Below are 14405 nucleotides of genomic sequence, written 5' to 3' on the forward strand. Positions count from 1 at the left end.
ATGGCGCCCGGTGGGAACCGCGGCTGGCTGCTCCGCCTCGTCATCGCCTTCGGCTTCGCGCAGGGGGCGGTGTCGATGGCCCGGCCCGCCGTCTCCTACCGGGCGCTCGCGCTGGGCGCCGACGAACGAGCCGTCGGCGTCATCGCCGGTGTGTACGCGCTGCTGCCGCTGTTCGCCGCCGTTCCGCTGGGCCGGCGCACCGACCACGGCCGCTGCGCGCCGCTGCTGCCCGTCGGGGTGGTGCTCGTCGCCGGGGGCTGCGCGCTGAGCGGCGTCGCCGGGTCGCTGTGGGCGATGGCCCTGTGGAGCGGCGTCATGGGCCTCGGGCACCTCTGCTTCGTCATCGGCGCCCAGTCGCTCGTCGCCCGCCAGTCCGCGCCGCACGAACAGGACCGCAACTTCGGTCACTTCACCATCGGCGCCTCGCTCGGCCAGCTGATCGGCCCGATCGCCGCGGGCGCGCTGATCGGCGGCCCCGACATGGCCGGCAGCAGCGCGCTCGCCCTGGTGGTGGCGGGCGCGGGAGCGGCGGTCGCCTTCACGTCCCTGTGGCGCATCGAGCACCCGGGGGCCGCCAAGTCCCGTACGCAACAGGGTGCGCGCGTTCCCGTGGGGAGCATCCTGCGGGCCCGTGGTGTGCCCGCGGGCATCATGATCAGCCTCTCCGTGCTCTCCGCGACCGACATCCTCACCGCCTACCTGCCGGTGGTCGGCGAGCACCGGGGGATCTCCCCGGCCGTGATCGGCGTACTGCTCAGCCTGCGGGCCGCCGCGACGATCGCCTGCCGGCTCGTGCTGACGCCCCTGCTGCGGCTGCTCGGCCGCACGGTACTGCTCACGACGACGTGCCTGCTGGCCGCGCTGCTGTGCGCCGGGGTCGCGCTGCCGGTGCCGGTGTGGGCGCTCGCCGCCATGCTGGTCGTCCTCGGCTTCTGTCTGGGCGTCGGCCAGCCGCTGTCGATGACGACGGTCGTGCAGGCGGCCCCCGACGAGGCGCGCTCCACGGCTCTCGCGCTGCGCCTGACCGGCAACCGTCTCGGCCAGGTCGCCGCACCCGCCGCCGCGGGTCTGATCGCGGGCGTCGCGGGCGTGGCCGCGCCGTTCGTGATGCTGGGCGCCCTCCTCCTGCTCTCCTCGGGCGTCGCCCTGCGGGCACCTTCGGTGGACGTGGCCGGCCGGCGGCGTCCGGCGGTCGGGCATGATGTCCCGGACCGGGCCGCCGACGGCCGCCCGTGCCGGCAAGCGAAGGGATGAACGTGGTCCTGATCATTCTCTCCGTCCTCCTGCTCCTCGTCGCCGGCGGCTGCGCCTGCGTCGTGTGGGCGGCCCGCGGCGGCCCGCCGTGGACGCGCGCGGTGGCGACGGCGACCCTGGCGGCCGGCGAACTGGTGCGCGCGTCCGGCCGGTCCGGCGGCAACCGCGGCCGGGGCGGCGACCCGGAAGGCTCGTCGGACGGCTGATCCGGAGGCCGAACCGGCGGCCGACCCGCTGTGATCACCCCGTGAGACGCCCCGAGCCCTGAATCCGGCCGTCCGCTTTCTCACCAGATGGACGTTCGCGCCGAGTTGTGGTCCGGTGTCTTCCCCCGGCCGGGCACGGTCCGTTAACTTCCGTGACTCACACGCCCCGTACGACCCGCACGAGGGCGTCCGACCGCGGAGCACAAGCGCTCAGTGAGCCCCCGGGGGCACCTCCATGACACGCGCCATCTCCCTGCACGACGTGAGCAAGACCTACGCGCGAGGCGTCCGCGTGGTGGACCGGCTGTCGCTGGACATCGCGCCGGGCGAGTTCCTCGTCCTGCTCGGCCCCTCCGGCTGCGGCAAGTCGACCGTGCTGCGCATGATCGCCGGGCTCGAGGAGATCACCGAGGGGGAGCTGACGCTGGACGGCGCGTACGCCAACGACCTGCTCCCGGCCGAACGGCGCATGGCGATGGTCTTCCAGAACTTCGCCCTGTACCCCAACATGACCACCCGCGGGAACATCGGCTTCCCGCTGCGCGTCGAGGACCCGCAGACCGACCACACCCCGCGCGTGGACGCCACCGCCCGGATGCTGGGCATCGAGGACCTGCTCGACCGCTTCCCCGCCCAGCTCTCCGGCGGCGAACGCCAGCGGGTCGCCATGGGCCGGGCCATCTCCCGCCACCCCACCGCCTTCCTGATGGACGAGCCGCTGTCCAACCTCGACGCCAAGCTCCGCAACCACCTGCGCGCCGAGATCACCCGGCTGACCCGGGAGCTGGGCGTCACCACGATCTACGTCACCCACGACCAGTCCGAGGCCATGTCGCTGGGCGACCGGGTCGCCGTCCTGCGCGGCGGCGTCCTCCAGCAGGTGGACACCCCGCGCGCCGTCTACGCCCTGCCCCGCAACGTCTTCGTCGCCGCCTTCATCGGCACCCCGCGCATCAACCTGCTGCGCGGCCTCGTGCGCGCCCCGCTGGACGGGGCGATGACGATCAGCCTGGGCAAGCAGTTCCTGCGGCTGCCCGAACCGCTCTCCCTGGACCACCAGTTGCTCCGCGTCCAGCAGGGCCGCGAGGTGATCGTGGGCCTGCGCTCGGAGGCCGTACGGATCGCGAAGCCCTCGTCCGCCCGCCCCGGCGAGGTGCTGCTCACCGGGCTCGTGGAGCACGTCGAGTTCCAGGGCCACGAGGTCCTGGTGCACTTCAACACCGGTTCGCAGCCGGCCGTCGTGCCCGACCTGGAGGCCCCGCGGGTGGCGACCCGCCCGGACAGGCGCCGCCGTCGCGACGGCACGGTCCTGGAGCGGCTGCGGGAACGCGCGGGCGTCCTGCGTGCCGGGCCGGTGGTCGTCATGGACGAACCCGAGGAGCCCGAACCCGCGGTCGCCGCCCCCGACGGCCGCCTGCCCGGCGACCTGATCGTCCGGACCACCCCCGACATCGACCTCCGCCACGGCATGCAGGTGCCTCTCCTCGTCGACCTCGCCCACCTGTTCGTCTTCGACCAGCACGGCGACCGCATCTGCCCGGCCCCGGCGCGGCTGCCCGAGCTGGAGGAGTGATCCGGCCGGGATTCCGCACGCCGGGAGGGTGAGCCGCGCCACCATCGTGGGAGCCCCTGGTGCCGTAAAACTATCGGCGCTAGTTTGGGGCTGACGACGAGGCCCGCCCGGAAGGAACGCGATGAAGGCACACGACGGCATGTACATCGACGGAGCCTGGCGCCCCGCCGACGGCCGGGACACGATCGACGTCGTGAACCCGGCCGACGAGCAGGTCATCGGCCGCGTCCCCGCGGGCAACGCCCTGGACGTCGACACCGCCGTACGGGCCGCCCGCGCCGCCCTGCCCGGCTGGGCCGCCACCCCGCCCGCCGAACGCGCCGCACGCCTTGCCGCCCTGCGGGACGTACTGGTGGAACGCAAGGACGAGATCGCCGAGACGGTCACCGCCGAACTGGGCTCCCCGCCGAAGCTCTCGCAGGCCGTGCACGCCGCCGTCCCGATCGCGGTCGCCGGTTCCTACGCAGAGCTGGCGGCGACGTACGCCTTCGAGGAGAAGGTCGGCACGTCCGTCGTCCACCACGAGCCGGTCGGCGTGGTCGGCGCCATCACCCCCTGGAACTACCCGCTCCACCAGATCGTCGCGAAGGTCGCCCCGGCGCTGGCGGCCGGCTGCACGATCGTGCTCAAGCCCGCCGAGGACACCCCGCTCGTCGCGCAGCTCTTCGCCGAGGCGGTGCACGAGGCGGGCGTCCCGGCCGGTGTCTTCAACCTGGTCACCGGCCTCGGCCCGGTCGCGGGCCAGGCGCTCGCCGAACACCCCGGCGTGGACCTGGTCTCCTTCACCGGCTCCACCGCCGTCGGCCGCCGCATCGGCGCCACCGCGGGTGCCGCCGTCAAGCGGGTCGCCCTCGAACTCGGCGGCAAGTCCGCCAACGTCATCCTCCCGAGCGCCGACCTCGCCAGGGCGGTCAACGTCGGCGTCGCCAACGTCATGTCCAACTCCGGCCAGACGTGCAGCGCATGGACCCGCATGCTCGTCCACCGCGACCAGTACGACGAGGCGGTGTCGCTCGCCGCCGAGGCCGCCGCGAAGTACGGCGACCGGATCGGCCCCGTCGTCAACGCCAAGCAGCGGGAGCGGGTGCGCGGTTACATCGAGAAGGGCGTCGCCGAGGGGGCGCGCCTGGTCGCGGGCGGCCCCGAAGCCCCGCGCGAGCAGGGGTACTTCGTGAGCCCGACGGTCTTCGCCGACGTGACCGAGGAGATGACCATCGCCCAGGAGGAGATCTTCGGGCCCGTCCTGTCCATCCTCCGCTACGAGGACGAGGACGACGCCCTGCGCATCGCCAACGGCACGGTCTACGGCCTCGCCGGCGCCGTCTGGGCCGGGGACGAGGCCGAGGCGGTCGCCTTCGCCCGCCGGATGGACACCGGGCAGGTCGACATCAACGGCGGCCGGTTCAACCCGGTGGCGCCCTTCGGCGGCTACAAGCAGTCGGGCGTGGGCCGCGAACTGGGCGCCCACGGGCTCGCCGAGTACCTCCAGACCAAGTCCCTCCAGTTCTAGCCCGCTTCAGCCCGCCCTCAGCCCGATTCCAGCCCGCTTCCAGCCCGTAGGGGAGTCTTCACCTCATGGCCGTCCGTACCGCAGTCCGTGCCGCCGTCGTCCCCGCCGTGGGCGCCCCCCTGGAGGTCACCGGGATCGAGCTGCCCGAGCCTGGCCCGGGGCAGGTCCGGGTGAAGCTCGCCGCCGCCGGGGTCTGCCACTCCGACCTGTCCCTGTCCAACGGCACCATGCGGGTGCCGCTGCCCGCCGTCCTCGGCCACGAGGGCGCCGGTACCGTCGTCGCCGCGGGCGAGGGCGTCACCCACGTGGCCCCCGGCGACGACGTGGTCCTCAACTGGGCCCCGTCCTGCGGCACCTGCCACGCCTGCTCGCTCGGCGAGGTGTGGCTGTGCGCCAACGCCCTGACCGGCGCGGCGAACGTGCACGCCCACCGCGCCGACGACGGCACCGACCTGCACCCCGGCCTGAACGTCGCCGCGTTCGCCGAGGAGACGGTCGTGTCCGCGTCCTGCCTCCTGCCCGCTCCCGACGGCATCCCCCTCACCGAGGCCGCACTGCTCGGCTGCGCCGTTCTCACCGGCTACGGCGCCGTCCACCACTCGGCGAAGGTCCGCGAGGGCGAGACGGTCGCGGTCTTCGGCGTCGGGGGAGTGGGCCTCGCCACCCTCCAGGCGGCGCGGATCGCGGGCGCGTCGAAGATCGTCGCCGTCGACGTGTCCCCCGAGAAGGAGGAGCTGGCCCGCGCCGCCGGCGCCACCGACTACCTCCTCGCCTCCGACACCACCGCCCGCGAGATCCGCGCCCTCACCGGCAAGCAGGGCGTCGACGTCGCCGTGGAGTGCGTGGGCCGCGCGGCCACCATCCGCACCGCCTGGGAGTCCACCCGGCGCGGCGGTCGCACCACGGTCGTCGGCATCGGCGGCAAGGACCAGCAGGTCACCTTCAACGCCCTGGAGATCTTCCACTGGGGCCGCACCCTCTCCGGCTGCGTCTACGGCAACGCCGACCCCGCCCGCGACCTCCCGGTCCTCGCCGAACACGCCCGCGCCGGCCGCCTGGACCTCGGCGCCCTGGTCACCGAACGCATCGCCCTCGACGGCATCCCGGCAGCCTTCGAGAACATGCTGGCGGGCAAGGGCGGCCGGGCATTGGTGGTGTTCTAGCCCCCGCTCGACGACTCGCCGAATCCCCCGCCGCCGCAACGGAGCCGGACAGGCCGGGCACGGCGCGGAGCCGAGGGGCTCCTCCTGCGGGCCGGCAGCCCCGGCGGGCTTCGCCGGCCCGTGCCACGGTCGGGCGTGGGCCGCACCGGGGGCCGATCGAGGCTCGCCGACATCCCGGGTCGCGGCGTGATCCACTGCCCCATGGACCCGGCCAGCGTCTTCCGCCGAGGGCACCGTCGTGGTCCGGTCCGGTTCCGGGGAGGGGGCGGCCGTACACCGCCGGGGCCACGCAGGCGTCACGCCCGCGCCGGGGGCGCGGCCGTGCGTCTTCGTGAGTCGCTCCAGCCCTCTCGGCCCGTGCCGCGGGCCCTGTGCCGGGGCGGGGGATGGGGCGGTCGTGCGCCGTCGGGTTTACGTCGGCGTCACGCCCGGGCGAGGGGCGCGGGCGTGCGTCTTTGTGAGCCGTTCCAGCCCTCTCGGCCCGTGCTACGGGCCCTGTGCCGGGGCGGGGGATGGGGCGGTCGTGCGCCGTCGGGTTTACGTCGGCGTCACGCCCGGGCGAGGGGCGCGGCCGTGCGTCTTCGTGAGCCGTTCCAGCCCTCTCGGCCCGTGCCACGGGCCCTGTGCCGGGGCGGGGGATGGGGCGGTCGTGCGCCGTCGGGTTTACGTCGGCGTCACGCCCGGGCGAGGGGCGCGGGCGTGAGTCTTTGTGAGTCGCTCAAGCCCTCTCGGCCCGTGCTACGGGCCCTGTGCCGGGCTGGGGGATGGGGCGGTCGTGGGCCGCCGGGTCCACGTCGGCGTCACGCCCGGGTCAGGGGCGCGGCCGTGCGTCTTCGTGAGCCGTTCCAGCCCTCTCGGCCCGTGCCACGGGCCCCGGGCCGGGGCCGGTGCGCGCCGCCCGGTCCACGGCCGGAAGGTCTCGTGACCGGGCGATGCGTGCGCCGCACTCGCGGGCCGCTGAGGGCCGCTGGTGTTCTCGTGCGGGACGCGGGGCGGTGCCTAGATCCGTCCCGCGTCCTCGCGGCGCGGTTCCGTCGCGGGCTCGATGTGTTCCGAGGGTGCGGCCGGGCGCCTGCGCGAGCGGGACACCGCCACGCCCGCCAGGCACAGCGCGCCGCCCGCCAGCGTGAGCAGGCCCGGCACCTCGCCCAGTGCCAGCCACGACATCAGCACGACCAGGGCGGGCACGGCGTACGTGGTCGCGCCCATGCGGCCCGCGGTCGTACGGGCCAGCGCGTACGCCCACGTGGTGAACGCCAGCGCCGTCGGGAACACGCCCAGGTAGACCATGTTGAGCGTCGCGGAGACGGGAGCGTCGGCCGCCTCCGCCACCAGCTGACCCGTGAACGGCAGGCAGAGCACCGCCCCGACCAGGCAGCCGAACGTCGTCACCTGAAGGGCGCTCGCGTGGGCCAGCGCGGGCTTCTGCGCGACCACTCCGCCCGCGTACGCCACCGCGGCCAGCAGGCACAGCACCACCCCGAGCAGCGAGGAGCCTCCCTCGCCCGACATGGACAGGCCCACGGTCACCGCACCGGCGAACGACACCGCCATCCCGGCCAGCAGCCGCGGCGGCAGCGCGTCGCCCAGCAGCCGGGCGCCGAGCAGCGCGATGAGGATCGGCCCGACGTTCACGACCAGGGCGGCCGTACCGGCGTCCACCTGCTGCTCGCCCCAGTTCAGGGCGACCATGTAGAAGCCGAACCACAGCAGGCCGGATATCGCGATCCCGCGCCAGGCCGAGCGCGGCGGCAGCCCCTCGCGGCGCACGAGGCAGATCGCCCCGAGTGTCAACGCGCCCGCCAGCAGCCGGCCGAGTGCCAGCGCGCCCGGTGAGTACGCCTCGCCCGCGCTGCGGATGGAGACGAAGGCGGAGGCCCACAGCACGACGGTGACGGTGGCCGCGCCGGCCGCGAGCAGCTCGGGGCGACGGTGCCAGGGGGCGGGAGAAGACGTGCGGGTGCTGCTCATCATGCTCCTGAGGCTAGGCAGCGGGAGGTGCTCCCGCTGGCGGATTTCGGACGGTGAGCCGGTCCGAGTGGTCGGCGTCGGACGGGGGCCGCGCTCAGCGCAGCGACTCCGCGTCGATGCCCAGCAGTTCGGACAGCGCTCGCTCACCCTCCGGTGTCACCTTCACCGCCCGCTCCGAGCCGATGCGCAGGCACCAGCCCGCGTCCAGGGCGTGCCGGCACAGGGCCGCGCCCGCCACGCCCGCGAGGTGCGGACGGCGTTCCGTCCAGTCGAGGCAGGCCCGGGCCAGCGGCCGGCGACCGGTGGGCCGCAGCGCAATCCCGGCGGTGTCGAACCAGCCGAGCCCCGCGTCCGTGAGCGCGAACCCCGTGTCCTGGCGCAGCAGCCCGCGCCCGGTCAGCGCGTCGGTCACCGCGATGCCGAGCCGCCCCGCGAGATGGTCGTAGCAGGTGCGTCCCCGGGCCATCGCGGACCCGGCGCTCGACGCCCGCAGGGTGCGCGGACGCCGGGCGGCGGCCTCGGGCGCGACCTGGGCCGCCAGGTCCTCCACGAGCTGCGCGACCCGGTCGTCGGCCAGCCGCACGTACCGGTGCCGCCCCTGCCGTTCCTCGGCGAGCAGCCCGCCCGCGACGAGCTTGCCCAGGTGCTCGCTGAGCGTCGACGCGGCGACCCCGGCGTGCCGGGCCAGCTCACCGGCGGTCCACGCCCGCCCGTCCAGCAGGGCCAGCAGACAGGCGGCCCGCGTCTCGTCGGCGATCAGCCCGGCCAGCCGGGCGAGGCCGGGTGCCTCGGTGTTCCTGTCCCTCTCGGTCATGCGTCCAGGATGAGCCACGCACGCTTCGGCGGCCGCCGAACTGTTCTCAGGCGTCCTGCGCGACCTGCGCGTACTGCTGCGCCAGGCCGTCCAGCAACGCCGTCAGGCCCGTCTCGAAGGCCCGCTCGTCGATCTTCTCCTGCTGCTCGGCCAGGAGGTGGGCCTGCTGGAGGTGCGGGTAGTCGGCGGGGTCGTAGGCACCGGCGTCCGTCACGAAGCCGCCGGCGAAGGAACCGAGCGCCGAGCCCATGATGAAGTACCGCATCAGCGCGCCGATGGACGTGGCCTGCGCCGGGGGCCAGCCCGCCCGGACCATCGCGCCGTAGACGGCGTCCGCGAGGTGCAGCGCGGCCGGACGGCGGCCGGGGCCGTGGGCCAGTACCGGGACGATGTTGGGGTGGTCGCGCAGCGCCGATCGGTAGGAGACGGCCCAGTCGTGCAGCGCGGTCCGCCACTCCCGGCCGTCCTCGAACATCGACAGGTCGACCTGCGCGCTCACCGAGTCGGCGACGGCCTCGAGGATCTCGTCCTTGGTGCGGAAGTGGTTGTAGAGCGAGGGCCCGCTGACCCCCAGTTCCGCGGCGAGCCGACGCGTGGAGACGGCCGCGAGGCCCTCCGCGTCCACCAGCGTGCGGGCCGTCTCGACGATCCGGTCGGAGCTGAGCAGGGGCTTGCGCGGTCGGGCCATGGCGCACATAGTAGGGCTGCGAACGGAAACTAGCAGTGCTAATTTAAATGTACGGCTTTCAATGTACTGCTTCCAAGATCTCTTTCCTGTGGGGTGACTCGGCATGAACCTGGAGCTCAGCGAGGAGCAGAGCGCCGTACAGCGGCTCGCCCGGGACTTCGTGGCCCGGGAGATCACCCCCCACGTCGTCGCGTGGGACCGCGCCGAGGAGGTGGACCGGGGCATCGTGAAGAAGCTCGGCGAGGTCGGCTTCCTCGGCCTCACCATCGACGAGGAGTACGGCGGCAGTGGCGGCGACCACCTCGCCTACTGCCTGGTCACGGAGGAGCTGGGGCGCGGCGACAGCTCCGTGCGCGGGATCGTCTCCGTCTCCCTCGGCCTGGTCGCCAAGACCGTCGCCGCCTGGGGCAGCGAGGAGCAGAAGCGGCGCTGGCTGCCCGGCCTCACCTCCGGCGAGTACGTCGGCTGCTTCGGCCTCACCGAGCCCGGCACCGGGTCGGACGCCGGGAACCTCACGGCCCGGGCGGTGCGTGACGATGGGGGCCCCTCCCGCTCGAGCGGAGCCGAGAGTGGGGGAGACTACGTCATCAACGGCACCAAGATGTTCATCACCAACGGCACCTGGGCCGACGTGGTCCTGCTCTTCGCCCGCTCCACGGACGCCCCCGGCCACAAGGGCGTCTCCGCCTTCCTCGTCCCCACCGACACACCCGGTCTGACCCGCCGCACCATCCACGGCAAGCTCGGGCTGCGCGGCCAGGCGACCGCCGAACTGGTCCTGGAGGACGTCCGCGTCCCCGCCTCCGCCATGCTGGGCCCCGAGGGCAAGGGCTTCTCGGTCGCCATGTCGGCCCTCGCCAAGGGGCGGATGTCGGTCGCGGCCGGCTGCGTCGGCATAGCCCAGGCCGCGCTGGACGCGGCCGTGAAGTACGCGGGGGAGCGCGAGCAGTTCGGCAAAGCCATCGCCCGCCACCAGCTGGTGCAGGAGCTGATCAGCGACATCGCCCTCGATGTGGACGCGGCCCGGCTGCTGACCTGGCGGGTCGCCGACCTGATCGACCGTGGGCAGCCCTTCGCCGTCGAGTCCTCCAAGGCCAAGCTCTTCGCCTCCGAGGCCGCTGTCCGTGCCGCCAACAACGCCCTCCAGGTCTTCGGCGGCTACGGCTACATCGACGAGTACCCGGCCGGCAAACTGCTGCGCGACGCCCGCGTGATGACCCTCTACGAGGGCACCAGTCAGATCCAGAAGCTCGTCATCGGGCGTGCGCTGACCGGGGTTTCGGCGTTCTGAGTACCCGGCCTGAGTATCCCGGCGGATGTGGCCCGCGCCACGTCCGCCGACCCTTGTCCCCATGAGTGAGACACCGGTCAAGCAGCAGAACACGGCGGCCTTCTACGGGCAGGCCGTCGCCTCCTTCGCGGTGGCCATGGCCGCCACCGCCATCGGCATCTACCAGCTCCAGGCCGACGCCTGGGTGCGGGCCTTCCTCGCCATCGCCGTCCTGTACCTGGTCACCTCGGCCTTCACGCTGGCCAAGATCATCCGGGACCGGCAGGAGGTCGGCCAGATAGTCAGCCGGGTGGACCAGGCGCGGCTCGACAAGATCCTCGTCGAGCACGACCCCTTCCAGAAGCCGGGCGGCACCCCTGCGGGCCAGCGCCCCTAAGCGACCGCTCACCTTCGGCGGTATGGTGGTGCTCCTGTCACCGAGAGGGGCGAACACGCGATGAGTACGGCGGCCGAGACGACGGGCGGCGACATCGAGCCGTGGGAAGAGGTCACGCCTGACGCGGCCCGGCGGCTCCTGGTCGCCGCCGTGGAGGCGTTCGCCGAGCGCGGGTACCACGCGACCACGACCCGCGACATCGCCGGACGGGCCGGTATGAGCCCGGCCGCGCTCTACATCCACTACAAGACCAAGGAAGAGCTGCTCCACCGCATCAGCCGCATCGGTCACACCCGGGCGGTGGCCATCCTGCGCTCCGCGGCCCAGGGCGAGGGCGGCGCGGCGGAACGGCTCGCCGACGCCGTCAGCTCCTTCGTCCGCTGGCATGCCGGACGGCGTACGACCGCGCGGGTCGTGCAGTACGAACTGGACGCGCTCGGTCCCGAGGCCCGGGAGGAGATCCTCACGCTGCGCCGGCAGTGCGACGCCGCGGTGCGCGGCATCATCGACGACGGCGTGGCGACGGGCGAGTTCGACGTGCCGGACGTCAAGGGCACCACGCTGGCCGTGCTGTCGCTCTGCATCGACGTGGCCCGCTGGTTCAACGTGAACGGGCCCCGGACGCCCGACGAGGTCGGCGCGCTCTACGCCGACCTCGTGCTGCGGATGGTGGGGGCCGAACCCTCGGGGGCCGCTCAGAGGTAGTAGCGGGAGACCGACTCGGCGACGCACACCGGCTTGTCGCCGCCCTCGCGCTCCACGGTGAAGGCGACGCTCACCTGGACCCCGCCCTTGACGTCCTCGACGCCGGTGATCGTCGCCGTGGCGCGCAGCCGCGAGCCGACCGGCACGGGGGCGGGGAAGCGGACCTTGTTGGTGCCGTAGTTCACGCCCATCTTCACGCCCTCGACCCTGATCAGCTGCGGTCCGAAGAGCGGGAGCAGCGACAGGGTCAGATAGCCGTGCGCGATCGTGCTGCCGAACGGTCCCGCGGCCGCCTTCTCCGGGTCCACGTGGATCCACTGGTGGTCCCCGGTCGCCTCGGCGAACAGGTCGATCCGCTTCTGGTCGACCTCCACCCAGTCGGTGTACCCGAGTTGCTCGCCCACCGCCGCCTTCACCTCGTCGGCGGACGCGAAGATCCTCGGCTCTGCCATGTCCCGGCCTCCCAAGTCGTACTGGTCCAAGCGAGTCTGCGCTCTGTGTCAGTCTAAGCAACTGCTTAGCATGGTGGTCCCCGCAGTCCGTGTCAACGAGCCCGCCGGACGAGTGACCGGGTCGGTAGGGTTCGAGGGGTGCCCCAGATTCCAGAGAAGCTCCAAGAGCTCACGGTCGGCCAGCTCGCCGCGCGCAGCGGTGCCGCCGTCTCCGCCCTGCACTTCTACGAGTCCAAGGGCTTGATCCACAGCCGCCGCACCTCGGGCAACCAGCGCCGCTTCAGCCGTGACACGCTGCGCCGGGTCGCCTTCGTCCGCGCGGCGCAGCGGGTCGGCATCCCGCTGGCCACGATCCGCGAGGCGCTCGCCGAACTGCCGGAGGGGCGCACGCCCACCGCGGACGACTGGGCCCGGCTCTCCGAGTCCTGGCGCTCCGAACTGGACGAGCGCATCAGACAGCTCAACCGGCTGCGCGACCACCTCACCGACTGCATCGGCTGCGGCTGCCTGTCCCTGGAGACCTGCGTCCTGTCCAACCCCGACGACGCCTTCGGCGAACGCCGCGTCGGCTCCCGGCTGCTCGTGGAGCGACGCGGTTCAGCCGCCAAGGGCGGCCGACGGCCGAGCGGCGCCCGGGAGCCGGAAGTGCCGTGCTGCGGCGACTGACCGCGCGGTGACCCCGGCCCGGCCGCCCGTCAGCCTCCGGCCCGGTGGGCCGTCAGCCTCCGGCCCGGCCGCCCGTCAGCCTCCGGCCCGGCCGCCGGTCAGCCGCCGTCGCGGTCGCTGGTCAGTCTCCGGCCCGGCCTCTGGTCAGCCGCCGTCGCGGTGGGTCGAGGTCCACCCCGCGTCGCGGCGGGCCGAGGCCCACTCCCTCAGCGCCGCGGTGACCAGTTCGGCGTTCGAGGCGGCCCGGCTGCCGTCCGGCAGGAACAGGGTGTCCTCCAGACCGATCCGGGTCGCCAGGCCCAGCCGGCCGGCCAGCCGCAGTACCGGCCACGCCCCGCCGTCCTCGCCGTGAAGCAGGACGGGGCGGCCGTGAGTCGTGCCGAGCCCGGTCAGCAGGGCCCGCGCCGAGTCGGGCGCGGTCGCCGGGTCGGCGTCCGTGACCTCCGCCAGGACGCGCAGCACCTTCGGCGCGAGCGGTGAGCGCAGGAACCGGTCCGCCCCGTCCGTGCCGGACCAGACGCCCGCCTCCACCGGCACCCCGCGTTCGAGCAGCGCGGCGGCCGTCTCCTCGGCGCCCGGCTCGTGCCAGTTGACCGACGCGTGGTCCGGCAGCGCCGTCCAGCTGCGGATCCGCGCCACCCGGGCCGCCGGATCGGGCTCGGCCCAGGCGCCCGTCGTGACCCCGACCGGAACACGGGCCGGCATTCGCGCCCGTATCGCCTCCAGTGTCGCCGCGAGCACCCGCGGCGACAGTGTGTCCCGCCCGCACGGTGTCTTCGGGTGGACATGGACGTCCGTGGCCCCGGCGGCGACCGCCTCGGCCACCGAGTCCGCGACCGCCTCCGGCGACAGCGGCACCACCGCACCGTCGGCGCTCCCCCGCGCCCCGTTCGCACACAACTGCACCATTCCCCCATGGTGCCGGGCACCACTGACAACGCCGCCGGGGCGGGGCGTCTCCCACGCCGTTGAGGCAGTGAGGGAGTCCCCGTCGGCCCTCGGCGGCACGGGCACCATCCGCACGGCGCCCCTCGGGTGCCGTACCGGCCACCGGGAGTGCGGCATCCCCGGCACACTCCCGCGGCCGGCTACGCCGACATCAGCAACCGGCCCCGGCGGGCGGCCGCCCGCGCGTCCGGAGTGAGGACGGGGCGCGGCACGAGGATGCCGCAGTCCGTGCAGACCGGGCCCGTCGAGGGCTCGTGGTCCAGGTCGTACTTCCACACGAGGCGCTCCCCGTCGCACACCGGGCACACCGACCCCGGCTCACGCTCCAGCGCCGAGATCAGCCGGCGCAGCACCTCCGCCAGCGGCCCGTCGGGGTGGACCCGGGGGTCGTCGCACCAGGCCACCCCGAACCCGCCCCAGGTCAGCCGGTGCCAGTCGTCCACGCTGCCCGGCCTGCGCAGCCCGTCGTGCTTCTCCTTCCTGCGCCGCTCCGCGAACCCGACCTCGTAGGCCAGCCACACCGAACGCGCCTCCTCCAGCTCCTCCAGTGCGGCCACGAGCCGCGCTGGGTCGGGGGAGCGGTCCTCGGGACCGAACCCGGCCCGGGAGCAGAGATGGTCCCAGGTCGCCCTGTGCCCATAAGGGGCGAAACGCTCAAGGCACTTGCGCAGCGAATAGCGCCGCAGCGCCAGGTCGCACCGTGGATCGCGGACCTGTCTCGCCAGACTTCGGAAACCGGCCATCGCCCTGCACCTCCGTCACACCTGCACCTGTACTTCGGTCACTTC

15 protein-coding genes are annotated in these 14405 nt (G+C 73.8%); 9 read left to right on the forward strand and 6 right to left on the reverse strand.

Features of this window, described 5'->3' with window-relative positions; all coding sequences use genetic code 11:
• From D1J63_RS29195 to D1J63_RS29215, 5 genes are all read left to right on the forward strand, one after another.
• On the forward strand, positions 1 to 1254 hold the full coding sequence (locus D1J63_RS29195; protein ID WP_125632969.1) for an MFS transporter: 1254 nt from the start codon (positions 1 to 3) through the stop codon (positions 1252 to 1254).
• Positions 1251 to 1460 carry a hypothetical protein gene (locus tag D1J63_RS29200; protein WP_125632971.1) on the forward strand — a complete coding sequence of 70 codons (210 nt, stop codon included), beginning with the start codon at positions 1251 to 1253 and terminating at the stop codon, positions 1458 to 1460. The genes D1J63_RS29195 and D1J63_RS29200 overlap by 4 nt, the downstream gene beginning before the upstream one ends.
• 235 nt (positions 1461 to 1695) lie before the next feature.
• On the forward strand, positions 1696 to 3033 hold the full coding sequence (locus tag D1J63_RS29205; protein WP_125632973.1) for an ABC transporter ATP-binding protein: 1338 nt from the start codon (positions 1696 to 1698) through the stop codon (positions 3031 to 3033).
• Between the two features lie 121 nt (positions 3034 to 3154).
• Positions 3155 to 4543 (forward strand): aldehyde dehydrogenase family protein, encoded by a 1389-nt coding sequence (locus D1J63_RS29210; RefSeq protein ID WP_125632975.1) that lies wholly within the window; start codon positions 3155 to 3157, stop codon positions 4541 to 4543.
• A 65-nt stretch (positions 4544 to 4608) separates the two neighbouring features.
• A complete protein-coding gene (locus D1J63_RS29215) occupies positions 4609 to 5706 on the forward strand; it encodes a Zn-dependent alcohol dehydrogenase (protein ID WP_125632977.1) in 1098 nt (365 codons plus the stop codon).
• A 999-nt stretch (positions 5707 to 6705) separates the two neighbouring features.
• Here D1J63_RS29215 and D1J63_RS29220 read toward each other — a convergent pair.
• The 3 genes from D1J63_RS29220 to D1J63_RS29230 all read right to left on the reverse strand — a co-directional run bounded on the left by D1J63_RS29220 (position 6706) and on the right by D1J63_RS29230 (position 9179).
• A complete protein-coding gene (locus tag D1J63_RS29220) occupies positions 6706 to 7680 on the reverse strand; it encodes a DMT family transporter (protein WP_125632979.1) in 975 nt (324 codons plus the stop codon).
• A 91-nt stretch (positions 7681 to 7771) separates the two neighbouring features.
• Positions 7772 to 8491, reverse strand: a complete 720-nt coding sequence (locus D1J63_RS29225) for a winged helix-turn-helix domain-containing protein (protein WP_125632981.1) — start codon at positions 8489 to 8491, stop codon at positions 7772 to 7774.
• Between the two features lie 46 nt (positions 8492 to 8537).
• A complete protein-coding gene (locus D1J63_RS29230) occupies positions 8538 to 9179 on the reverse strand; it encodes a TetR/AcrR family transcriptional regulator (RefSeq protein ID WP_102930302.1) in 642 nt (213 codons plus the stop codon).
• Between the two features lie 103 nt (positions 9180 to 9282).
• On the opposite strand from D1J63_RS29230, the gene D1J63_RS29235 reads away from it, so the two are divergent.
• The 3 genes from D1J63_RS29235 to D1J63_RS29245 all read left to right on the forward strand — a co-directional run bounded on the left by D1J63_RS29235 (position 9283) and on the right by D1J63_RS29245 (position 11551).
• Positions 9283 to 10470 carry an acyl-CoA dehydrogenase family protein gene (locus D1J63_RS29235; protein WP_125632983.1) on the forward strand — a complete coding sequence of 396 codons (1188 nt, stop codon included), beginning with the start codon at positions 9283 to 9285 and terminating at the stop codon, positions 10468 to 10470.
• A gap of 61 nt (positions 10471 to 10531) precedes the next feature.
• The gene (locus D1J63_RS29240; protein ID WP_125632985.1) at positions 10532 to 10846 is read left to right on the forward strand and encodes a YiaA/YiaB family inner membrane protein; all 315 of its coding nucleotides are present in this window, start codon (positions 10532 to 10534) and stop codon (positions 10844 to 10846) included.
• A 60-nt stretch (positions 10847 to 10906) separates the two neighbouring features.
• A complete protein-coding gene (locus D1J63_RS29245) occupies positions 10907 to 11551 on the forward strand; it encodes a TetR/AcrR family transcriptional regulator (protein ID WP_102930299.1) in 645 nt (214 codons plus the stop codon).
• Here D1J63_RS29245 and D1J63_RS29250 read toward each other — a convergent pair.
• The gene (locus tag D1J63_RS29250) at positions 11542 to 12003 is read right to left on the reverse strand and encodes a MaoC family dehydratase (protein WP_102930298.1); all 462 of its coding nucleotides are present in this window, start codon (positions 12001 to 12003) and stop codon (positions 11542 to 11544) included. The two genes, D1J63_RS29245 and D1J63_RS29250, sit on opposite strands and share 10 nt — an antisense overlap.
• Before the next feature lie 138 nt (positions 12004 to 12141).
• On the opposite strand from D1J63_RS29250, the gene soxR reads away from it, so the two are divergent.
• Positions 12142 to 12669, forward strand: coding sequence for a redox-sensitive transcriptional activator SoxR (soxR, locus tag D1J63_RS29255; protein ID WP_125632987.1), 528 nt, complete (start codon positions 12142 to 12144; stop codon positions 12667 to 12669).
• Positions 12670 to 12813: 144 nt separating this feature from the next.
• On the opposite strand, the gene D1J63_RS29260 is transcribed toward soxR, so the two are convergent.
• On the reverse strand, positions 12814 to 13578 hold the full coding sequence (locus tag D1J63_RS29260; protein WP_164713022.1) for a 3-keto-5-aminohexanoate cleavage protein: 765 nt from the start codon (positions 13576 to 13578) through the stop codon (positions 12814 to 12816).
• A gap of 179 nt (positions 13579 to 13757) precedes the next feature.
• Positions 13758 to 14360: a hypothetical protein gene (locus tag D1J63_RS29265; protein WP_102930296.1), complete on the reverse strand. Its 603-nt coding sequence runs from the start codon at positions 14358 to 14360 to the stop codon at positions 13758 to 13760.
• Positions 14361 to 14405 lie beyond the last annotated feature (45 nt).

This window comes from Streptomyces sp. KPB2 (assembly GCF_003950055.1).
In the GTDB taxonomy this organism is placed as follows: Bacteria; Actinomycetota; Actinomycetes; order Streptomycetales; family Streptomycetaceae; genus Streptomyces; species Streptomyces salinarius.

Coding starts and splice junctions, on each gene's coding strand:
- D1J63_RS29195 (WP_125632969.1), top strand. CDS start 1: ATGGCGCCCGGTGGGAACCGCGGCTGGCTGCTCCGCCTCGTCATCGCC.
- D1J63_RS29200 (WP_125632971.1), top strand. CDS start 1,251: ATGAACGTGGTCCTGATCATTCTCTCCGTCCTCCTGCTCCTCGTCGCC.
- D1J63_RS29205 (WP_125632973.1), top strand. CDS start 1,696: ATGACACGCGCCATCTCCCTGCACGACGTGAGCAAGACCTACGCGCGA.
- D1J63_RS29210 (WP_125632975.1), top strand. CDS start 3,155: ATGAAGGCACACGACGGCATGTACATCGACGGAGCCTGGCGCCCCGCC.
- D1J63_RS29215 (WP_125632977.1), top strand. CDS start 4,609: ATGGCCGTCCGTACCGCAGTCCGTGCCGCCGTCGTCCCCGCCGTGGGC.
- D1J63_RS29220 (WP_125632979.1), bottom strand. CDS start 7,680: ATGATGAGCAGCACCCGCACGTCTTCTCCCGCCCCCTGGCACCGTCGC.
- D1J63_RS29225 (WP_125632981.1), bottom strand. CDS start 8,491: ATGACCGAGAGGGACAGGAACACCGAGGCACCCGGCCTCGCCCGGCTG.
- D1J63_RS29230 (WP_102930302.1), bottom strand. CDS start 9,179: ATGGCCCGACCGCGCAAGCCCCTGCTCAGCTCCGACCGGATCGTCGAG.
- D1J63_RS29235 (WP_125632983.1), top strand. CDS start 9,283: ATGAACCTGGAGCTCAGCGAGGAGCAGAGCGCCGTACAGCGGCTCGCC.
- D1J63_RS29240 (WP_125632985.1), top strand. CDS start 10,532: ATGAGTGAGACACCGGTCAAGCAGCAGAACACGGCGGCCTTCTACGGG.
- D1J63_RS29245 (WP_102930299.1), top strand. CDS start 10,907: ATGAGTACGGCGGCCGAGACGACGGGCGGCGACATCGAGCCGTGGGAA.
- D1J63_RS29250 (WP_102930298.1), bottom strand. CDS start 12,003: ATGGCAGAGCCGAGGATCTTCGCGTCCGCCGACGAGGTGAAGGCGGCG.
- D1J63_RS29260 (WP_164713022.1), bottom strand. CDS start 13,578: ATGGTGCAGTTGTGTGCGAACGGGGCGCGGGGGAGCGCCGACGGTGCG.
- D1J63_RS29265 (WP_102930296.1), bottom strand. CDS start 14,360: ATGGCCGGTTTCCGAAGTCTGGCGAGACAGGTCCGCGATCCACGGTGC.